13 protein-coding genes are annotated in these 13,522 nt (G+C 60.5%); 4 read left to right on the forward strand and 9 right to left on the reverse strand.

The genetic code is table 11. The annotated features are described in order from the left end of the window. Positions 1 to 16 precede the first annotated feature (16 nt). Positions 17 to 898, forward strand: a complete 882-nt coding sequence (locus ACQZ60_RS23690; protein WP_448736257.1) for an alpha/beta hydrolase family protein — start codon at positions 17 to 19, stop codon at positions 896 to 898. Positions 899 to 1,059: 161 nt separating this feature from the next. Next, entirely contained in the window at positions 1,060 to 1,842 is a 783-nt protein-coding gene (locus ACQZ60_RS23695; protein WP_448736258.1) for a pyrroline-5-carboxylate reductase, read from the forward strand. Positions 1,843 to 1,896: 54 nt separating this feature from the next. Here the strand turns inward: ACQZ60_RS23695 and ACQZ60_RS23700 are convergent, their stop codons facing one another. The 6 genes from ACQZ60_RS23700 to ACQZ60_RS23725 all read right to left on the reverse strand — a co-directional run bounded on the left by ACQZ60_RS23700 (position 1,897) and on the right by ACQZ60_RS23725 (position 8,242). Further along, on the reverse strand, positions 1,897 to 3,495 hold the full coding sequence (locus ACQZ60_RS23700) for an MFS transporter (protein WP_448736259.1): 1,599 nt from the start codon (positions 3,493 to 3,495) through the stop codon (positions 1,897 to 1,899). After that, a complete protein-coding gene (locus ACQZ60_RS23705; RefSeq protein ID WP_448736260.1) occupies positions 3,492 to 3,932 on the reverse strand; it encodes a DoxX family protein in 441 nt (146 codons plus the stop codon). Before ACQZ60_RS23705 ends, ACQZ60_RS23700 begins: the two co-directional genes overlap by 4 nt. A 196-nt stretch (positions 3,933 to 4,128) precedes the next feature. After that, entirely contained in the window at positions 4,129 to 6,111 is a 1,983-nt protein-coding gene (locus ACQZ60_RS23710; RefSeq protein ID WP_448736261.1) for an amidohydrolase, read from the reverse strand. Beyond that, positions 6,111 to 6,401: a XapX domain-containing protein gene (locus tag ACQZ60_RS23715; RefSeq protein ID WP_003523921.1), complete on the reverse strand. Its 291-nt coding sequence runs from the start codon at positions 6,399 to 6,401 to the stop codon at positions 6,111 to 6,113. The genes ACQZ60_RS23710 and ACQZ60_RS23715 overlap by 1 nt, the downstream gene beginning before the upstream one ends. 72 nt (positions 6,402 to 6,473) lie before the next feature. Then, a complete protein-coding gene (locus ACQZ60_RS23720; RefSeq protein ID WP_448736262.1) occupies positions 6,474 to 7,166 on the reverse strand; it encodes a hydrolase in 693 nt (230 codons plus the stop codon). Positions 7,167 to 7,309: 143 nt separating this feature from the next. Further along, the gene (locus ACQZ60_RS23725; protein WP_448736263.1) at positions 7,310 to 8,242 is read right to left on the reverse strand and encodes a VOC family protein; all 933 of its coding nucleotides are present in this window, start codon (positions 8,240 to 8,242) and stop codon (positions 7,310 to 7,312) included. 119 nt (positions 8,243 to 8,361) lie between these two features. Between ACQZ60_RS23725 and ACQZ60_RS23730 the strand changes: the two genes are divergently transcribed. Further along, a complete protein-coding gene (locus ACQZ60_RS23730) occupies positions 8,362 to 9,261 on the forward strand; it encodes a LysR family transcriptional regulator (protein WP_080853932.1) in 900 nt (299 codons plus the stop codon). A 103-nt stretch (positions 9,262 to 9,364) separates the two neighbouring features. On the opposite strand, the gene ACQZ60_RS23735 is transcribed toward ACQZ60_RS23730, so the two are convergent. The 3 genes from ACQZ60_RS23735 to ACQZ60_RS23745 are packed head-to-tail and all read right to left on the reverse strand — an operon-like array spanning position 9,365 to position 12,116. Continuing rightward, the gene (locus ACQZ60_RS23735; RefSeq protein ID WP_448736264.1) at positions 9,365 to 10,444 is read right to left on the reverse strand and encodes an alpha/beta hydrolase; all 1,080 of its coding nucleotides are present in this window, start codon (positions 10,442 to 10,444) and stop codon (positions 9,365 to 9,367) included. Positions 10,445 to 10,467: 23 nt separating this feature from the next. Then, positions 10,468 to 10,932, reverse strand: a complete 465-nt coding sequence (locus ACQZ60_RS23740) for a cyclophilin-like fold protein (protein WP_448736265.1) — start codon at positions 10,930 to 10,932, stop codon at positions 10,468 to 10,470. Continuing rightward, positions 10,929 to 12,116, reverse strand: a complete 1,188-nt coding sequence (locus tag ACQZ60_RS23745) for an MFS transporter (RefSeq protein WP_448736266.1) — start codon at positions 12,114 to 12,116, stop codon at positions 10,929 to 10,931. The genes ACQZ60_RS23740 and ACQZ60_RS23745 overlap by 4 nt, the downstream gene beginning before the upstream one ends. Before the next feature lie 126 nt (positions 12,117 to 12,242). Between ACQZ60_RS23745 and ACQZ60_RS23750 the strand changes: the two genes are divergently transcribed. After that, positions 12,243 to 13,136, forward strand: coding sequence for a LysR family transcriptional regulator (locus tag ACQZ60_RS23750; protein ID WP_448736289.1), 894 nt, complete (start codon positions 12,243 to 12,245; stop codon positions 13,134 to 13,136). Positions 13,137 to 13,522: the final 386 nt, after the last annotated feature.

A 13,522-nucleotide genomic window follows, 5' to 3' on the forward strand; every position in this document is an offset into this window, starting at 1 on the left:
GAGGAGGAAGGGATGGATGACTGATATTGCAGAGAGCCGGGAGATCGACATTGTTTCGGAAGGGCACAGGCTCGCCGGCCGGTTCTTTCCGCCCAGGGGGCCAGCCCGCGCGCATCTTGTCCTTCACGGCGCAACAGGTGTTCCGGCGCGTTATTATCGCGCCTTCGCCACATGGGCGGCCGCTCAAGGCATCGGTGTCCTGACCTATGATTATCGCGATTTCGGCGCATCCCGACAACGCCCCGTCCGCGAAAGCCGGGCCACGATGGCCGACTGGGGAGTTGCCGACCAGACGGCAGCCGAGGCCGCACTTTGCGAGATAGCACCGGAAGGCCCCCTCTGGCTGCTCGGCCATTCCCTCGGCGGACTGACATTTCCTTTTCGACGCCATGACGAACGGGTTGAGCGTGTCATCACCATCGGTTCGGGCTTTGCCCATGTCAGCGATCATCCATGGACCTATCGGCCCACGGTCATCGCCTTCTGGTATCTGCTCGGGCCTGTCAGCACGACACTCGCGGGCTATCTTCCCGGCCGAAGGCTGCTGCTGGGTGCGGATCTGCCCGCCGGAATCTACTGGCAATGGCGGCGCTGGTGCACGAGCAGGGATTTCTTCCGGCGCGATATCGGCAAATCGCTGCCAGAACCGGATTTTTCCGCCACCCGCTTCGATCTGCGCATGATGACGATGGCGGACGATGTGGTGGTGCCGCCCGCCGCCGTCTGGCGTTATGCCGATGTTTTCCCGCAGGGAAGCGTCAACCGCAGAACCCTGCACCCGGAAGAATTCGGTCTCACCTCGCTGCGCCATATCGAGGTCATGTCAGAGCGTGCAGCACCGGCATGGCCGGCGATACTGGGACTGGAAGAAACGCACACCGGGAAGGATGCGCATTGATTTTACGGCGCCTGATTGGCCGTGTTCCGGTCCATGACCGTATCGATCAGCCGGCATTCAACGGGTCCCGGCTCCGCCTCGACCGCAAATTTACCCCTCTGCTTGTCGACAATTCCGGACGGAAAAATTAGCATCACGCGAAACGCCGTAGTGGAGCAATCATGTCACTTCCCCAGAAAATCGGTTTTATCGGAACAGGAGCCATCACCGATGCGATGGTCAGGGGCCTGCTCGCCAGACCTGCCGCCGTGCCGCATGTCATGGTGTCCCAGCGCAGTGCCGATATTTCCGCGAGGCTTGCCGCCGATTTCCCGCAGGTGATCGTCTCCGGCGACAATCAGGCAATCGTCGATGGCTGCGATACCGTCATGCTGGCTATCCGGCCGCAGATCGCTGAAGAAGTCATCCGGCCCCTGCGGTTTCGGGACGGGCAGAAGATCGTCAGCGTCGTTGCCGCAACCGGCCGCGAGGCGCTTCTGGAGTGGATCGGCGCGGATTTGCGTCTCAGCCAGGCGATCCCGCTGCCCTTCGTTGCCCGGCGCAAGGGCGTCACAGCCATTTATCCTGCCGATACGGATACGGCTGCCATCTTCAACGTGCTCGGCAATGCGGTGGAATGCGAAACCAAGGCGGAATACGATCTTCTGGCCGCCGCCAGCGCTTTGATGGCCACCTATTTCGGCATCATGCAAACGACGACGGAATGGCTTGCCGAGAAAGGTCTGCCGGAAGAAAAGGGGCGCGCTTATCTCGCGCCCCTCTTTGCCGGCCTGTCCGAGGTGGCCCTGCTTGCCGGCAGCAGGACGGATTTCATCGATCTCAGCCGTGAATTCGCCACCAAGGGCGGCCTCAACGAGCAGGTGCTGCTGGATTTCGACGGCAAGGGCGGCTCAGGGGCGCTGAAAGATGCACTGAGCCGTGTGCTGGAGCGGATCACGCAATAATCGGACAATCGCATGGCAACAACGAAAAAGGGGCCTTTTCGGCCCCTTTCCGTTTTACGCCTTCCCCGGCCGGTTGATTGTGAGGAAGTGCCGCACCACCGGCTTTTCCAGCCCAGAATGATAAGCCAGCACCTTGCCCTGCAAATCCGCATCCGCGTGGGAAACCCGCTTGTGCTGGCGCAGGTGCTCGGCCCAGGATTCCACCATGAACCATTCGACGATCTTCTGCGGATCGGCGGAGTCCTCCGTCACGCCCCAGCCATAGGCGCCGTCGCGGCGACGCTCCTGGGAAAGCTCATCCAGTGCATGCAGGAAAGCGGAGCGGTGATGTTTTTCGACATTATATTCGATGAGGATCAGAACCGGGCCGCGATCATGGGCTACCGGCTCGGCCACGAGCGGTTCGGGCCAATGGTTGGACGGCACCATATCCGCATCGCCGGCAGGCAGTTTCAGGCGGTGCATGATGAGACCGGCAATGAAAAGGCCTGCCGCACCGATGAGCAGCGTGCCGGGCACGCCCGCCGCTTCACCCACCGCACCCCAGCCGATGCTGCCCGCTGTCATCGCGCCGTTGAAGACGGTGAGATAGACGGCGAGACCGCGGCCCCGCACCCAGTTCGGCAAGATCGCCTGGGCCGCGCCATTCAGCGTCGTCAGCGCCGTGATCCAGGCACCGCCGAGAAACAGCAGGATGACGATTGCAAGCCACTTTGGCGGCGCGAAGGACAGCCCGGCCATGACGAGAGCGGTGGTGAGAGCCGCACCCAGCAGCAGGGCATCGGCATCGAACCGTTCGCGCAGCTTCGGCATGACCAGCGCACCGCCGATGGCGCCGGCCCCGACAGCACCGAGCAGGATACCGTAGAAGCTTGCATCTCCGCCGAGCAATTGCCGGGCGATCAGAGGCAACAGCGCCCAGACGGCACTGGCGAATGCAAAGAAGATCGCAGCCCGCAACAGGACGACATGCAGCGGCCGGCTGGCGCGGGTATAACGAAGGCCCGCCCGGAATGCGCCGAAGAAACCTTCCGCCAAAGCATCGTTGGCGTTCTTTGCCCGCGGCCACCATAAAAGGGCGGCAATGACCACGAAATAGCTTGCGACATCGGCGCCATAGGTGAAGGCCGCCCCGAAGGCCGCAAGCAGAATGCCGCCGGCGGCGGGACCGATGGAGCGGGCGATATTGATGCCCAGCGAGTTCAGCGCCACGGCGCTCTTGATATCCTCACGCTTCACCAGTTCCGGCACAATGGCCTGCCAGGTCGGCCCCATCAGCGCAGCGCCGATGCCGCCGAGGAAAGTAAGCCCGATCAGCGCGCTGACGGACAACAGGCCGGTATGGGAAAGAACCATGAGGGTAACGCTGACCGAGGCCAGCAGAAGCTGCACGGCGATCAGGAACTTGCGGCGGTCGAGAATATCGGTCAGCACGCCGGCCGGGATTGCCAGAAGAAAGATCGGCAGGGTTCCGGCCGCCTGGACCATGGCGACGGCCGCCGGCGAGGCCGAAAGATCGGTCATCAGCCATGAACTGGCGACATCGCGCATGAAGCTGCCGGTATTGCCAAGCACCGTCGCCGCCCAGAGGACCGCGAAAACCGGTTGTGCAAGGGGAGCAAAGCTGCTCGCGGAGGATTTTGCAGCACTCATTTGCCTGTTCCTTTCGTGAGATCGATTGCAGCGACGATGATGAAGGCACCGGCAAGGCCAAGATGCTCGAAGAAGGCGTTGGTGGCCATCATGCGGTCCATGCCGGGCGCCATTTCCCAGAAGCGGAGAGCGATGAAGGTGGCGAGAAGCGTGAAGCCTGCAAGCGCCAGAGCACCGGCCCAGCGCAGGAAGCCCGACACCACCAGAGCGGAGGCGGTGAGTTCGAACAGGATGACGACGACAGCGAATGCGACCGCCGGCTGGAGGCCAAAATGGTTCATCTCGGCAATCGCGCCGGAAAAGTCGAAAATCTTGGTCAGCGGCCCCTGAATATAGGCCGAGCAGAGCGCCAGAAGCGCAAGGGTTTTTGTGACGGGTGCGGCAACGATATCCGCGAGAAGCCCGCGAAGGCGAAGGGTTGAAGATGGCTCGGTCATTTTCTGCTCCTGCGATCTGGCCGGTCGGTTCGAGCGGCGCTGCGTTCATCTGATGGAGCGATATTGGCGCAAAGGATTGCCGCCAACAATTGCATCAATAGTTTCGATATAATTGCGTAATTTGCAACATAATCCCGTTCCCGGGAGGCCGGGCAGCGGCGATCCGCTGCCCGGTGGATCTTCTGCTGGCCGCAGCTCAGACTGCCCAGCAGGAGCAGCCCAGCGCTCCGAAAAAGCCCTTCAGATCGGCAATCGGCAATTTCGACGTCCATGCGCCGGCATGGTCGTGACCGTGAACGCCGCAATCATTGGCGCAGCCGCAGGAGGTGATGGCTGCGCGTCTGAGCGAGTTCTTTCCAGCGCCCTGCGGCTCACCCCAGGCGGCATAACCGCCGAAGGTTCGCACAGGCGACCAGTCGGGCATCGCCGGCGGAATATTGCTTTCATCCAACGTTCTGAAGTCACCGGCGCCATAAACGACCTTGCCGCCCACCATGGTCAGTTCCGAGGTGAGGAAGGAGATTTCATCTTCCGCGCAGGAGAAATAATCCTTGTCCGGCACCACGAGATCGGCGAACTGGCCTTTTTCGATGCGGCCCTTCTTGCCTTCCTCATTCGAGAACCAGGTGACTTTTTCGGTCCACATGCGCAGCGCCGTCTCGCGGTCGAGGCAATTGGCGCGCGGATAAAGCTGCATGCCGCCGACCGTCTTGCCCGTCACCATCCAGAACAGCGACACCCATGGATTATAGGAGGCGACGCGCGTTGCATCCGTGCCGGCCGAAACGTTCACGCCCTTTTCCAGCATCCGCGCAATCGGCGGTGTGGCTTCCGCCACGCCCTGACCGTAACGCTCGACGAAATATTCGCCCTGATAGGCCATGCGGTGCTGGGTGGCGATGCCGCCACCGAGGGCGGCAATGCGGTCGATGGAGCGGTCGGAGATGGTTTCGGCATGATCGAAGAACCAGTTCAAGCCTTCGAGCGGGATATCCCGGTTGACCTTTTCGAAGACATCCAGCGCCCGCGAAATCGTCTCGTCATAGGTGGCGTGCAGACGCCACGGCCAGCGGTTTTCCGCCAGAATCCGGACGACGTCTTCGAGCTCACCTTCCATTTCCGGCGGCATGTCCGGCCGCGACTGGCGGAAATCCTCAAAATCGGCAGCGGAAAAGACCAGCATTTCGCCTGCGCCATTGTGCCGGAAATAGTCGTTGCCCTGCTTGTATTTGACCGATGACGTCCAGTTGAGGAAATCTTCCTTCTCCTGTTTCGGCTTCTGCGTGAAGAGATTGTAGGCCAGCCGAACCGTCATCTGGTTCTCATCCGACAGTTTCTGGATCACCTCGTAGTCATCAGGATAATTCTGGAAGCCGCCGCCCGCATCGATCACGCCGGTCACACCCAGCCGGTTCAGCTCACGCATGAAGTGGCGGGTGGAATTGACCTGATAATCGAGCGGCAGCTTCGGCCCCTTGGCAAGCGTCGAATAAAGAATGCCGGCATTCGGCTTGGCGAGCAGCAGGCCGGTCGGATTGCCGTTCGCGTCGCGAGTGATCTCGCCGCCGGGCGGGTTCGGCGTGTCCTTCGTGTAGCCGACGGCGCGAAGGGCTGCGCCATTCAGTAGGGCCCGGTCATAAAGATGCAGCAGGAAGACCGGCGTATCCGGCGCTACCGCATTGATCTCCTCGATGGTCGGCAGGCGCTTTTCGACGAATTGATGTTCGGTGAAGCCGCCGACGACCCGCACCCACTGCGGCGCCGGGGTGATCGCCACCTGACGCTTCAGCATGTCCATGGCATCGGCAAGCGAGCGCACACCGTCCCAGCGCAGTTCCATGTTGAAGTTCAGGCCGCCGCGCACGACGTGGGTGTGGTTGTCGATCAGGCCGGGCAGAACCCGCTTGCCCTTCAGGTCGATGATCTTCGTGTCCGGCCCGGCAAGGGCCATGACTTCGGCATCGCTTCCCACCTCCAGAAACAGGCCGTCCTTGATGGCGACTGCCGTTGCATTCGGATTGCCGCGGTCGAGCGTCGTGAAGCGGCCATTGTGCAGGATCGTATCTGGATGCATGGAAGAACCTCCGGTCTTGATGGGATCAGCGGCCTTAGCCGGTGAAAACAGATTCGGAAAGGCAAGGCTCGAAGCCGCGCCAAGGAAGGTGCGTCGTGTCGGCATCAGCTTCTCTCCCGCTCGGTCGGCTGTTTGACTTCGGCGAGACCCGTGGTTTCAGCGCCACCCTTCGGCATATGGCCGAACATGTGCGGCTTGATCTGGTTGATCCACGAAACGACGGCCGGTTCCTTGCCGGCGATCGTCTTCGCGAAAGGAATGATCTGCTCCCCAACCAGGATGCCGAGCAGGCCGACGAGAGCGATGACGGGCGGTGCGGGAGAACGCACATTGAGCAGGCTGTAAACGATGCCGACCAGCAGGCCGGCGCCGAGGGACAGAAGATAGACTTTCATGGGAACCTCCTCGATGGGTGAAAGCCGCACCGGGCTGGATGGCGATCCTGCCGGTGCGGCGCGGTTGAAAGCTTATTTCTTGGCCGGGTTGGGGCCGATGCGCTTGCCGTGCTTGACGCGCTCTTCGCCGCCATGGACATGGGTGACGGCATAGTCGATGCCCATGCCGTAGGCGCCGGAATGTTCCTTCACCAGCGAGGTGACGGCGTCATAGGTTTCCTTGCGTGCCCAGTCGCGCTGCCATTCCAGCAGCACCTGCTGCCAGGTGACGGGAATGATGCCGGCCTGCACCATGCGGTCCATGGCATATTTATGCGCATCGACAGAGGTGCCGCCGGAGGCGTCCGCCACCATGTAGATCTCGTAGTCTGCGACATCGTGGAGCGCGGAGAGCGCGAAGGTGGTGTTGCACACTTCCGTCCAGAGGCCGGAGACGACGATCTTCTTGCGGCCGGCCGCCGCATTCTTCGCCAGCGCATCGCGGACATTTTGGTCATCCCAGGAATTCATCGAGGTGCGCTCGAGAATGTCGTTTTCCGGGAAGACCGCGAGCAGTTCCGGAAAGGTGTTGCCGGAGAAGCTTTCCGTTTCGACCGTGGTGATGGTCGTCGGGATACTGAAAATCTTTGCCGCCTTGGCGAGGCCGACGACATTGTTCTTCAGGGTTTGCCGGTCGATAGACTGCACACCGAAAGCCATCTGCGGCTGCTGGTCGATGAAGATGAGCTGGCTGTTGGCGGGGGTAAGGACTTCGAGCTTGGACATTTTCAGTTCTCCGTTCAGGTGGTGGTTGCCGATCTGCGGCGGTGGAAATTGAGAAGGCTTCGCCGGCCGGCTGCCCGGCAGGGGCAGCCGTCTTGAAAAGCGAGAATCTATCTTGGTCAGTGAATGCGGATCAGAGACCCGCTTTATGCCGCAAGCGGCGCGAGGTTCGCCTCGATCTGATTGCGGAAAGGCTCGTAGCGGTTCGGCAGCTTGAGCGCTTCGCCCAGATGCGCGGTATCCTCGTCACGGTCGAAACCGGGTTCATTGGTGGCGATCTCGAACAGGATGCCGCCCGGCGTGCGGAAATAGATTGCCCAGAAATAATCGCGGTCGATGACGGGGGTGACCTGATAACCCGTATCCATCAGCGCCTTGCGCACTTCCAGCTGCTTCTCGCGGTTTTCGACTGCGAAGGCGATATGGTGGACCGAGCCTGCTCCCGAACGGGCAAAGGGTGTCTTGGGCAGGGCCGCAAGATCGATCGTATCTGCCCCGTTGCCGCCGGGAATGACGAAGCGTGTCACATTGCCTTCAACGTCAGTCCGCTCATAACCCATGAAACGCAGGAGTTCTTCGGTTGCGGCAGTGTCATGCAAATTGAACCGTGCGCCGGTGAAACCGCGTATGGCGTTGTCTTCGGAAATTCCCTCGACCAGCCAGGCAGCACGGGCGTCATCGCCTGTTTCGATCAGCGCAAGGCCATCGCCATCGGGACCGGTGAAGCGCAGGCGATTGGCGCCGAAGACCGTGTCGGCCTGAATGCCGGTGGCGCCTTTGGCAAGGAGACGCTCTTTCCAGAAACCCAGCGAACCCTTCGGGATGGAAAACTGCGTCTCGCCCACTTCGCCGACGCCGGGACGACCGGCCATCATGTTGGCGAAGGGAAAATAGGTCATGACCGTGCCGGGCGTTCCCTTTTCGTCGCCGTAATAAAGGTGATAGACGCTGGGTTCGTCGAAGTTGACGGTTTTCTTCACCCGACGCAGGCCGAGCGTATCGGTGAAGAAACTGTTGTTCTGCCGCGCATCCGACGCCATGGAGGTGACGTGGTGCAGGCCCTTGATATCCTTGATCATCGTCGGCGCCTTTCGTCTTTGGTGTGTCCGTTTCGATGGACAAAGATGTAACCCGCTTGAATGCATCGCGGAATTGCAATATTTTTCTCGAATGAATTGCGATTTTTGAAATAATGGCGATGAACGATCATAAAGCTCTCAAAACCTTTCTGATGGCGGCCGAAAAGCGCAACTTCGCGCAGGTCGCCCGCGAACTGGGCATGACGGCGGCTGCCGTCACCCGTGCGATTGCCGCGCTTGAAGATGATCTCGGTGTGCAATTGTTTGTCCGCACCACCCGCCAAGTGTCGTTGACGACCGACGGCGCCGTCTTCGCCGCACAGATCCAGCCGGCGGTCGAGGCGCTGGAGAATGCCCGGCGCGATGTCCGCAACGCCCATAAGGCCGATGAAGGGCGTCTGAGGATCAGCGCGCCGACATGGCTCGGCAAGACGGTGCTGCCGCCGATCCTGTCCGGCTTCCGGGAACTCTATCCGAAAATGTGCTTCGAGATTTCGCTCTCGGACGGCCTGATCAATATCGTGGATGACGACTACGATCTGGCGATCCGCATTTCGTCGGCCCCATCGGACAAATTCACCATCTGGCGCAAGATCAGGGCCGTGCCGCGAATATTGGTGGCGGCACCGGGCAGCCGGTTTACGCAGATGGAACATCCAAGCGAACTGACCCCTGACGATTGCCTTGCCTATAGCGGTGAAAGCCGGCGGGAGAACTGGGTGCTGTCGGACGGCGGATCGAGCATCGCCATCTCGGCCGGCCGCGCATTCAGCGCCAATAGCGGTGAGGTTCTGGCCGATATGGCGGCGGAAGGCGCCGGCGTGGCCATGCTGCCGGGATTTCACATCGCCGAACATATTCGCAGCGGCCGGCTCGTTCATGTGCTGCCCGGCTGGGCGCCGCCCGAACTCTGGCTGACACTCTATTATCCGCCCTATCAGGCGCTGCCGCCCCGCATCGCGACGTTCTCGAAATTCTTCGAAGAGCAGTTGCCGGCACATATGGTGATGCTGGACTAGAGCCGGCAGCACTGACAGTGCCGACGCGCACGAGCGCGCCGGCCTGAGACGTAAAATAATATGACGGCAGCCACGGCTGCCGTGACATCTTTATGGTCGTCTTCTACGCCAGATGCTGATTGAAGAAAGCGGCGATCCGGTCGAACGGGATCTTGTCGGCGCGGTCATAAAGGTCCGTGTGGTTGGCGTCCGGAATGATCACCAGCTCCTTCGGTTCGGCAGCCGCAGCGAAGGCGGTCTCGCTGAAATAGCGGGAATGCGCTTTTTCCCCATGGATGAACATCACCGGCCGCGGCGATATTTCGGCGATATAGGTCAGGATTGGCATGTTCATGAACGACAGCGGTGTCGTCTGCGTCCAGGCATTGCCGGAGTTGACGGCGCGCGCATGGTAACCGCGCGGTGTCCGGTAATAGTCGTGATAATCGATCAGGAACTGCGCTTCGCCACCCTTGAGATCGTTATAAGGGGGTTGATAGGCGGGGCTTCCCTTTTCCGCATCCTGCCAGCGCTGCCGGCTCATTTGCTCCAGCGCCTGCGTGCGCTGTTCGAGGGTAATGCTGTCGTTGTAGCCTTTGGACATCACCCGCGTCATGTCATACATGGTGCTGGCCACGACTGCCTTCACGCGCTTGTCCACCGCGACGGCATTCAGCGCCATGCCACCCCAGCCGCAGATGCCGATGACACCGATGCGCTCGCGATCCACATAGGGTTGCAACCCGATATAGTCGACCGCGGCACTGAAATCCTCGGTATTGATATCCGGCGACGCGACGTTCCGGGGCTCACCGCCGCTTTCTCCGGTATAGGACGGATCGAACGCCAGCGCGGCAAATCCGCGCTCTGCCATGGTCTGTGCATAAAGGCCGGACGACTGTTCCTTCACGGCACCAAAGGGACCGCTGATGACAAGAGCAGCCAAAGGCGCAGCTCCGCGGCTCTTTGGCAGGTAGAGGTCGCCTACGAGAGTGATGCCGTATCGGTTCCTGAACGAGACCTTCTGGTGGTCGATATTATCGCTCATCGGGAAGACCTTGTCCCAGCTGGAGGTTTGGGCAAAGGCCTGTGTCGCGCTCGCCACCTGCACCATGCCGATTGCGGCGACGGCGATGCCCGTTGCCTTCATCAGGTTGCGCCTGCCGGTATTGCAGGTTTCACTCGTTTCGATTGGCTTGCTCATGCTGGAAACTCCTGTGGTTCGGTTCATTGGACGCGTTCGATGCGCAGCGGAAATTCCCCGGGGATATGGAGCGCTTCATAGCCTTTATCGAAGCGTCCCAGCCGGATGAGGCCGGGATGCCTGTAGTCGGCATAGAACATCGCGAGATTGCCCCAGGGCATGTAATAACAGAGGTCGTAAGGCCGCTCGTTGTCGAACGGGCCATGGCCTTCGACTGTCAACTTTCGAGGGAGATAGGCGATCTTCTCGTTGGAGCCGAAGTCGGCGATCTTGAGATCGAGCGGAAGCATGGATGCAAAATCGCGCGCCGACGGATTGTCGTAGAGCGTCGCCATCATCGTGTATTTTCCGAAAGTCAGTTTGATCTTCAAATCGGTCTTCTCCTGATTGTCGGCACCGCTTTTGCTGAGGGCTCGCCCGGGCAAGATGAACGCAGTGGCCATCGCCAGCAGGGTGCGTCGGGCAGGAACCAGCGGGCGAACATTCATGATGGCCTCCGCGCCAGCCGCCAGGCGATAAAAGACGCAAGCGAGGAGCCGCAGAGCAGCAATGCGCTCAACGTGAAGGCGGACCACCAGCCGAAACTGTCGAATAAAATTCCACCGATCGAGGCCCCCGCTGTGATCGCCAGTTGAATGACCGCAACCTGCAGGCCGCCGCCGGCCTCGGCATCATCGGGCAGAATGCGGCTCAGCCAGGTGCCCCAGCCAACCGGTGCGGCGGTTCCAAGAAAACCCCAGCCGACAAGGGCGGCGACGACTGGACGTTCCGCTTCGCCAAAGACGACCATGGAGAGCGCGATACCGGCCATCATCATCGGAATGACCACAAGAATGCTGAAGAGACGGCGTTGCAGCAGTCGACCGATGACCCATGTTCCAACCGCCCCGGCCAATCCCATAATCAGCAGCAGCAGTGACAGCACCGTGATTTCGACCCGCGTGACCTGTTCGAGAAAGGGCCGCAGATAGGTGAAAAGTGCGAACTGGCCCATGAATAACAGCAGGATCGCGATCATGCCCGCTGCGACGGCTGGACGTCCAAGCAGCCTGAAGACATTCGTGGATGCGCGGTTGCGCCGCGGCGGGAGTTCCGGCAGGACGATCCATTGCCATAGGAGTGCAAGCAGGCCGATCGGCACGACAAGAAAGAAGGCGCCGCGCCAGCCGATATAGATGCCCAGCAGGCTGCCGAGCGGGGCGGAAACCGTTGCCGCAACCGCATTGCCGGCATTCAGCAGGGCAAGCGCCTTCGGCACCTGGGCATGGGAGACAAGACGCATCACGATGGCGGTAGACATCGACCAGAAGCCGCCAATCGAAATGCCGAGCAAGGCGCGGCCAAGCATCAAAACCGGGAAAGACGGTGCAAGGGTGACCACGATTCCGGACAACATCAGCAGCGCCGTCAGGCCGAGCACGACAAGGCGCCGGTCGAGCCGCCGGGTCAGGCCGGCAATGAACAGGCTGGTGATGACCGCAAAGATGCCGGAGACGGAGATCGCCTGCCCCGTATTGCCTTCCGAAACACCGAGATCGGCGGCGATCGGCGTCAGCAGGCTGACGGGCATGAATTCCGAAGCGATCAATACGAAGGCGCAGAGCGTCATGCAAAGCACGGCGCTCCATGCCGCGCGCCTGCTGCCCATCTCTTCGTCATAGGTGAGTGCCATTCGCCCAGATCCCACTAAAATCCCGGTTTATTTCAATGGCGGCAAGATATTGCCGGGCGACTTTGCGGACAATCCGTGCTAATCCGCATGAACTTATCGAAATTCAATATTAATCAGGGAGGTTTGATGCAGCGAGAGGACATGAAGGATCTCCTCTGGTTCATGGAGGTTGCTAAAGAGCGGAGCTTCACAAAGGCTGCGGCAACGCTTGGAACATCGCAGTCGACATTGAGCTACACAATCAAGCAGCTGGAAGCCCGGCTGGGCGTGCGGCTCCTGACGCGGACGACACGCAGCGTGGCCACCACGGAAGCCGGCGAGCGCCTGTTTTTGTCCATCGCTCCGCGATTTCAGGGGATCGAGGCGGATCTGGCGGACCTCGTCGCCTTTCGTGAAAAACCCTCAGGCACCGTGCGCCTCACATTGTCCGATCACGCCCTGCAAACGACCGTCTGGCCGAAGCTGAGCCGCGTGCTCACCAACTATCCTGACATCCATATCGAACTCTATAGCGACAATGGCATGCGCAATATTGTCGAGGAACGCTTCGATGCCGGCGTGCGACTGGGCGAGAGCGTCGACAGGGACATGATTGCCGTTAGGATCGGTCCGGACTGGCGTCTCCGGGCCGTGGCTTCGCCGGACTACTTCGCCAGACACGGCATCCCTGCCACACCCCAGGATCTGGTCGGCCATGTCTGCATCAATACGCGTCAGGCCACCTGGGGTGGATTTTACACCTGGGAGTTTGAAAAGGACGGGCGAGAACTGCGGGTCAGAGTTGACGGGCAACTCAGCTTCAACTCATCGATCTCCCAGATCGACGCGGCGATGAAAGGCTACGGGATCGCATATATTCCTGAAGACCTTGTCGAGGAGCACATCGCCGAAGGAAGATTGCAGGCGGTTCTGGACAATTGGAGCGCACCCTTCACCGGCTATCACCTCTATTACGCCAGCAGGCGCCAGATGTCTCCGGCGATGAAGGTAATAATCGACGCCCTGCGCCATCATGCCTGATACCGGGGATTGGAGTCTTACCAGGGCAACTGGGTCAAACCAAACCAGCCCGTCATTGGTGGCGGGTCATTGCGCCTTGGACACCAGTTTTCCCCATCGGCACATCGCCGAATCATCGCGCGACCCGTGCCCGTCCGCCCAAAGCATTGCCATGGCCCGGAAACCGGAAATAACAGCTTCCACTTCAAAAAACCAACTACACGGCACGCGAAATAAAAGCGACAAAGCAAAGCATTGTCCGATTCTGGCAGCCGTTACATAGGTGGGTCAGCTCCCGGCAAGAATCGCAGGACAGTTTTAGACGAAAATAACGGTCAAACCCTTGCGCTCTCTCCCCTCCAAACGGATACTACTTATCCGGGAGCGGTCACGTATGATTGCCCGCA

It is taken from the genome of Agrobacterium sp. 22-223-1 (genome assembly GCF_053522385.1).

Bases quoted from the DNA above. Each gene is read 5' to 3' on its own strand.
- ACQZ60_RS23715 (WP_003523921.1), bottom strand. From the start codon at position 6,401: ATGAAAGTCTATCTTCTGTCCCTCGGCGCCGGCCTGCTGGTCGGCATC.
- ACQZ60_RS23740 (WP_448736265.1), bottom strand. From the start codon at position 10,932: ATGAATGTTCGCCCGCTGGTTCCTGCCCGACGCACCCTGCTGGCGATG.
- ACQZ60_RS23750 (WP_448736289.1), top strand. From the start codon at position 12,243: ATGCAGCGAGAGGACATGAAGGATCTCCTCTGGTTCATGGAGGTTGCT.
- ACQZ60_RS23725 (WP_448736263.1), bottom strand. From the start codon at position 8,242: ATGATCAAGGATATCAAGGGCCTGCACCACGTCACCTCCATGGCGTCG.
- ACQZ60_RS23735 (WP_448736264.1), bottom strand. From the start codon at position 10,444: ATGAGCAAGCCAATCGAAACGAGTGAAACCTGCAATACCGGCAGGCGC.
- ACQZ60_RS23695 (WP_448736258.1), top strand. From the start codon at position 1,060: ATGTCACTTCCCCAGAAAATCGGTTTTATCGGAACAGGAGCCATCACC.
- ACQZ60_RS23710 (WP_448736261.1), bottom strand. From the start codon at position 6,111: ATGCCGACACGACGCACCTTCCTTGGCGCGGCTTCGAGCCTTGCCTTT.
- ACQZ60_RS23705 (WP_448736260.1), bottom strand. From the start codon at position 3,932: ATGACCGAGCCATCTTCAACCCTTCGCCTTCGCGGGCTTCTCGCGGAT.
- ACQZ60_RS23730 (WP_080853932.1), top strand. From the start codon at position 8,362: ATGAACGATCATAAAGCTCTCAAAACCTTTCTGATGGCGGCCGAAAAG.
- ACQZ60_RS23690 (WP_448736257.1), top strand. From the start codon at position 17: ATGACTGATATTGCAGAGAGCCGGGAGATCGACATTGTTTCGGAAGGG.
- ACQZ60_RS23700 (WP_448736259.1), bottom strand. From the start codon at position 3,495: ATGAGTGCTGCAAAATCCTCCGCGAGCAGCTTTGCTCCCCTTGCACAA.
- ACQZ60_RS23720 (WP_448736262.1), bottom strand. From the start codon at position 7,166: ATGTCCAAGCTCGAAGTCCTTACCCCCGCCAACAGCCAGCTCATCTTC.
- ACQZ60_RS23745 (WP_448736266.1), bottom strand. From the start codon at position 12,116: ATGGCACTCACCTATGACGAAGAGATGGGCAGCAGGCGCGCGGCATGG.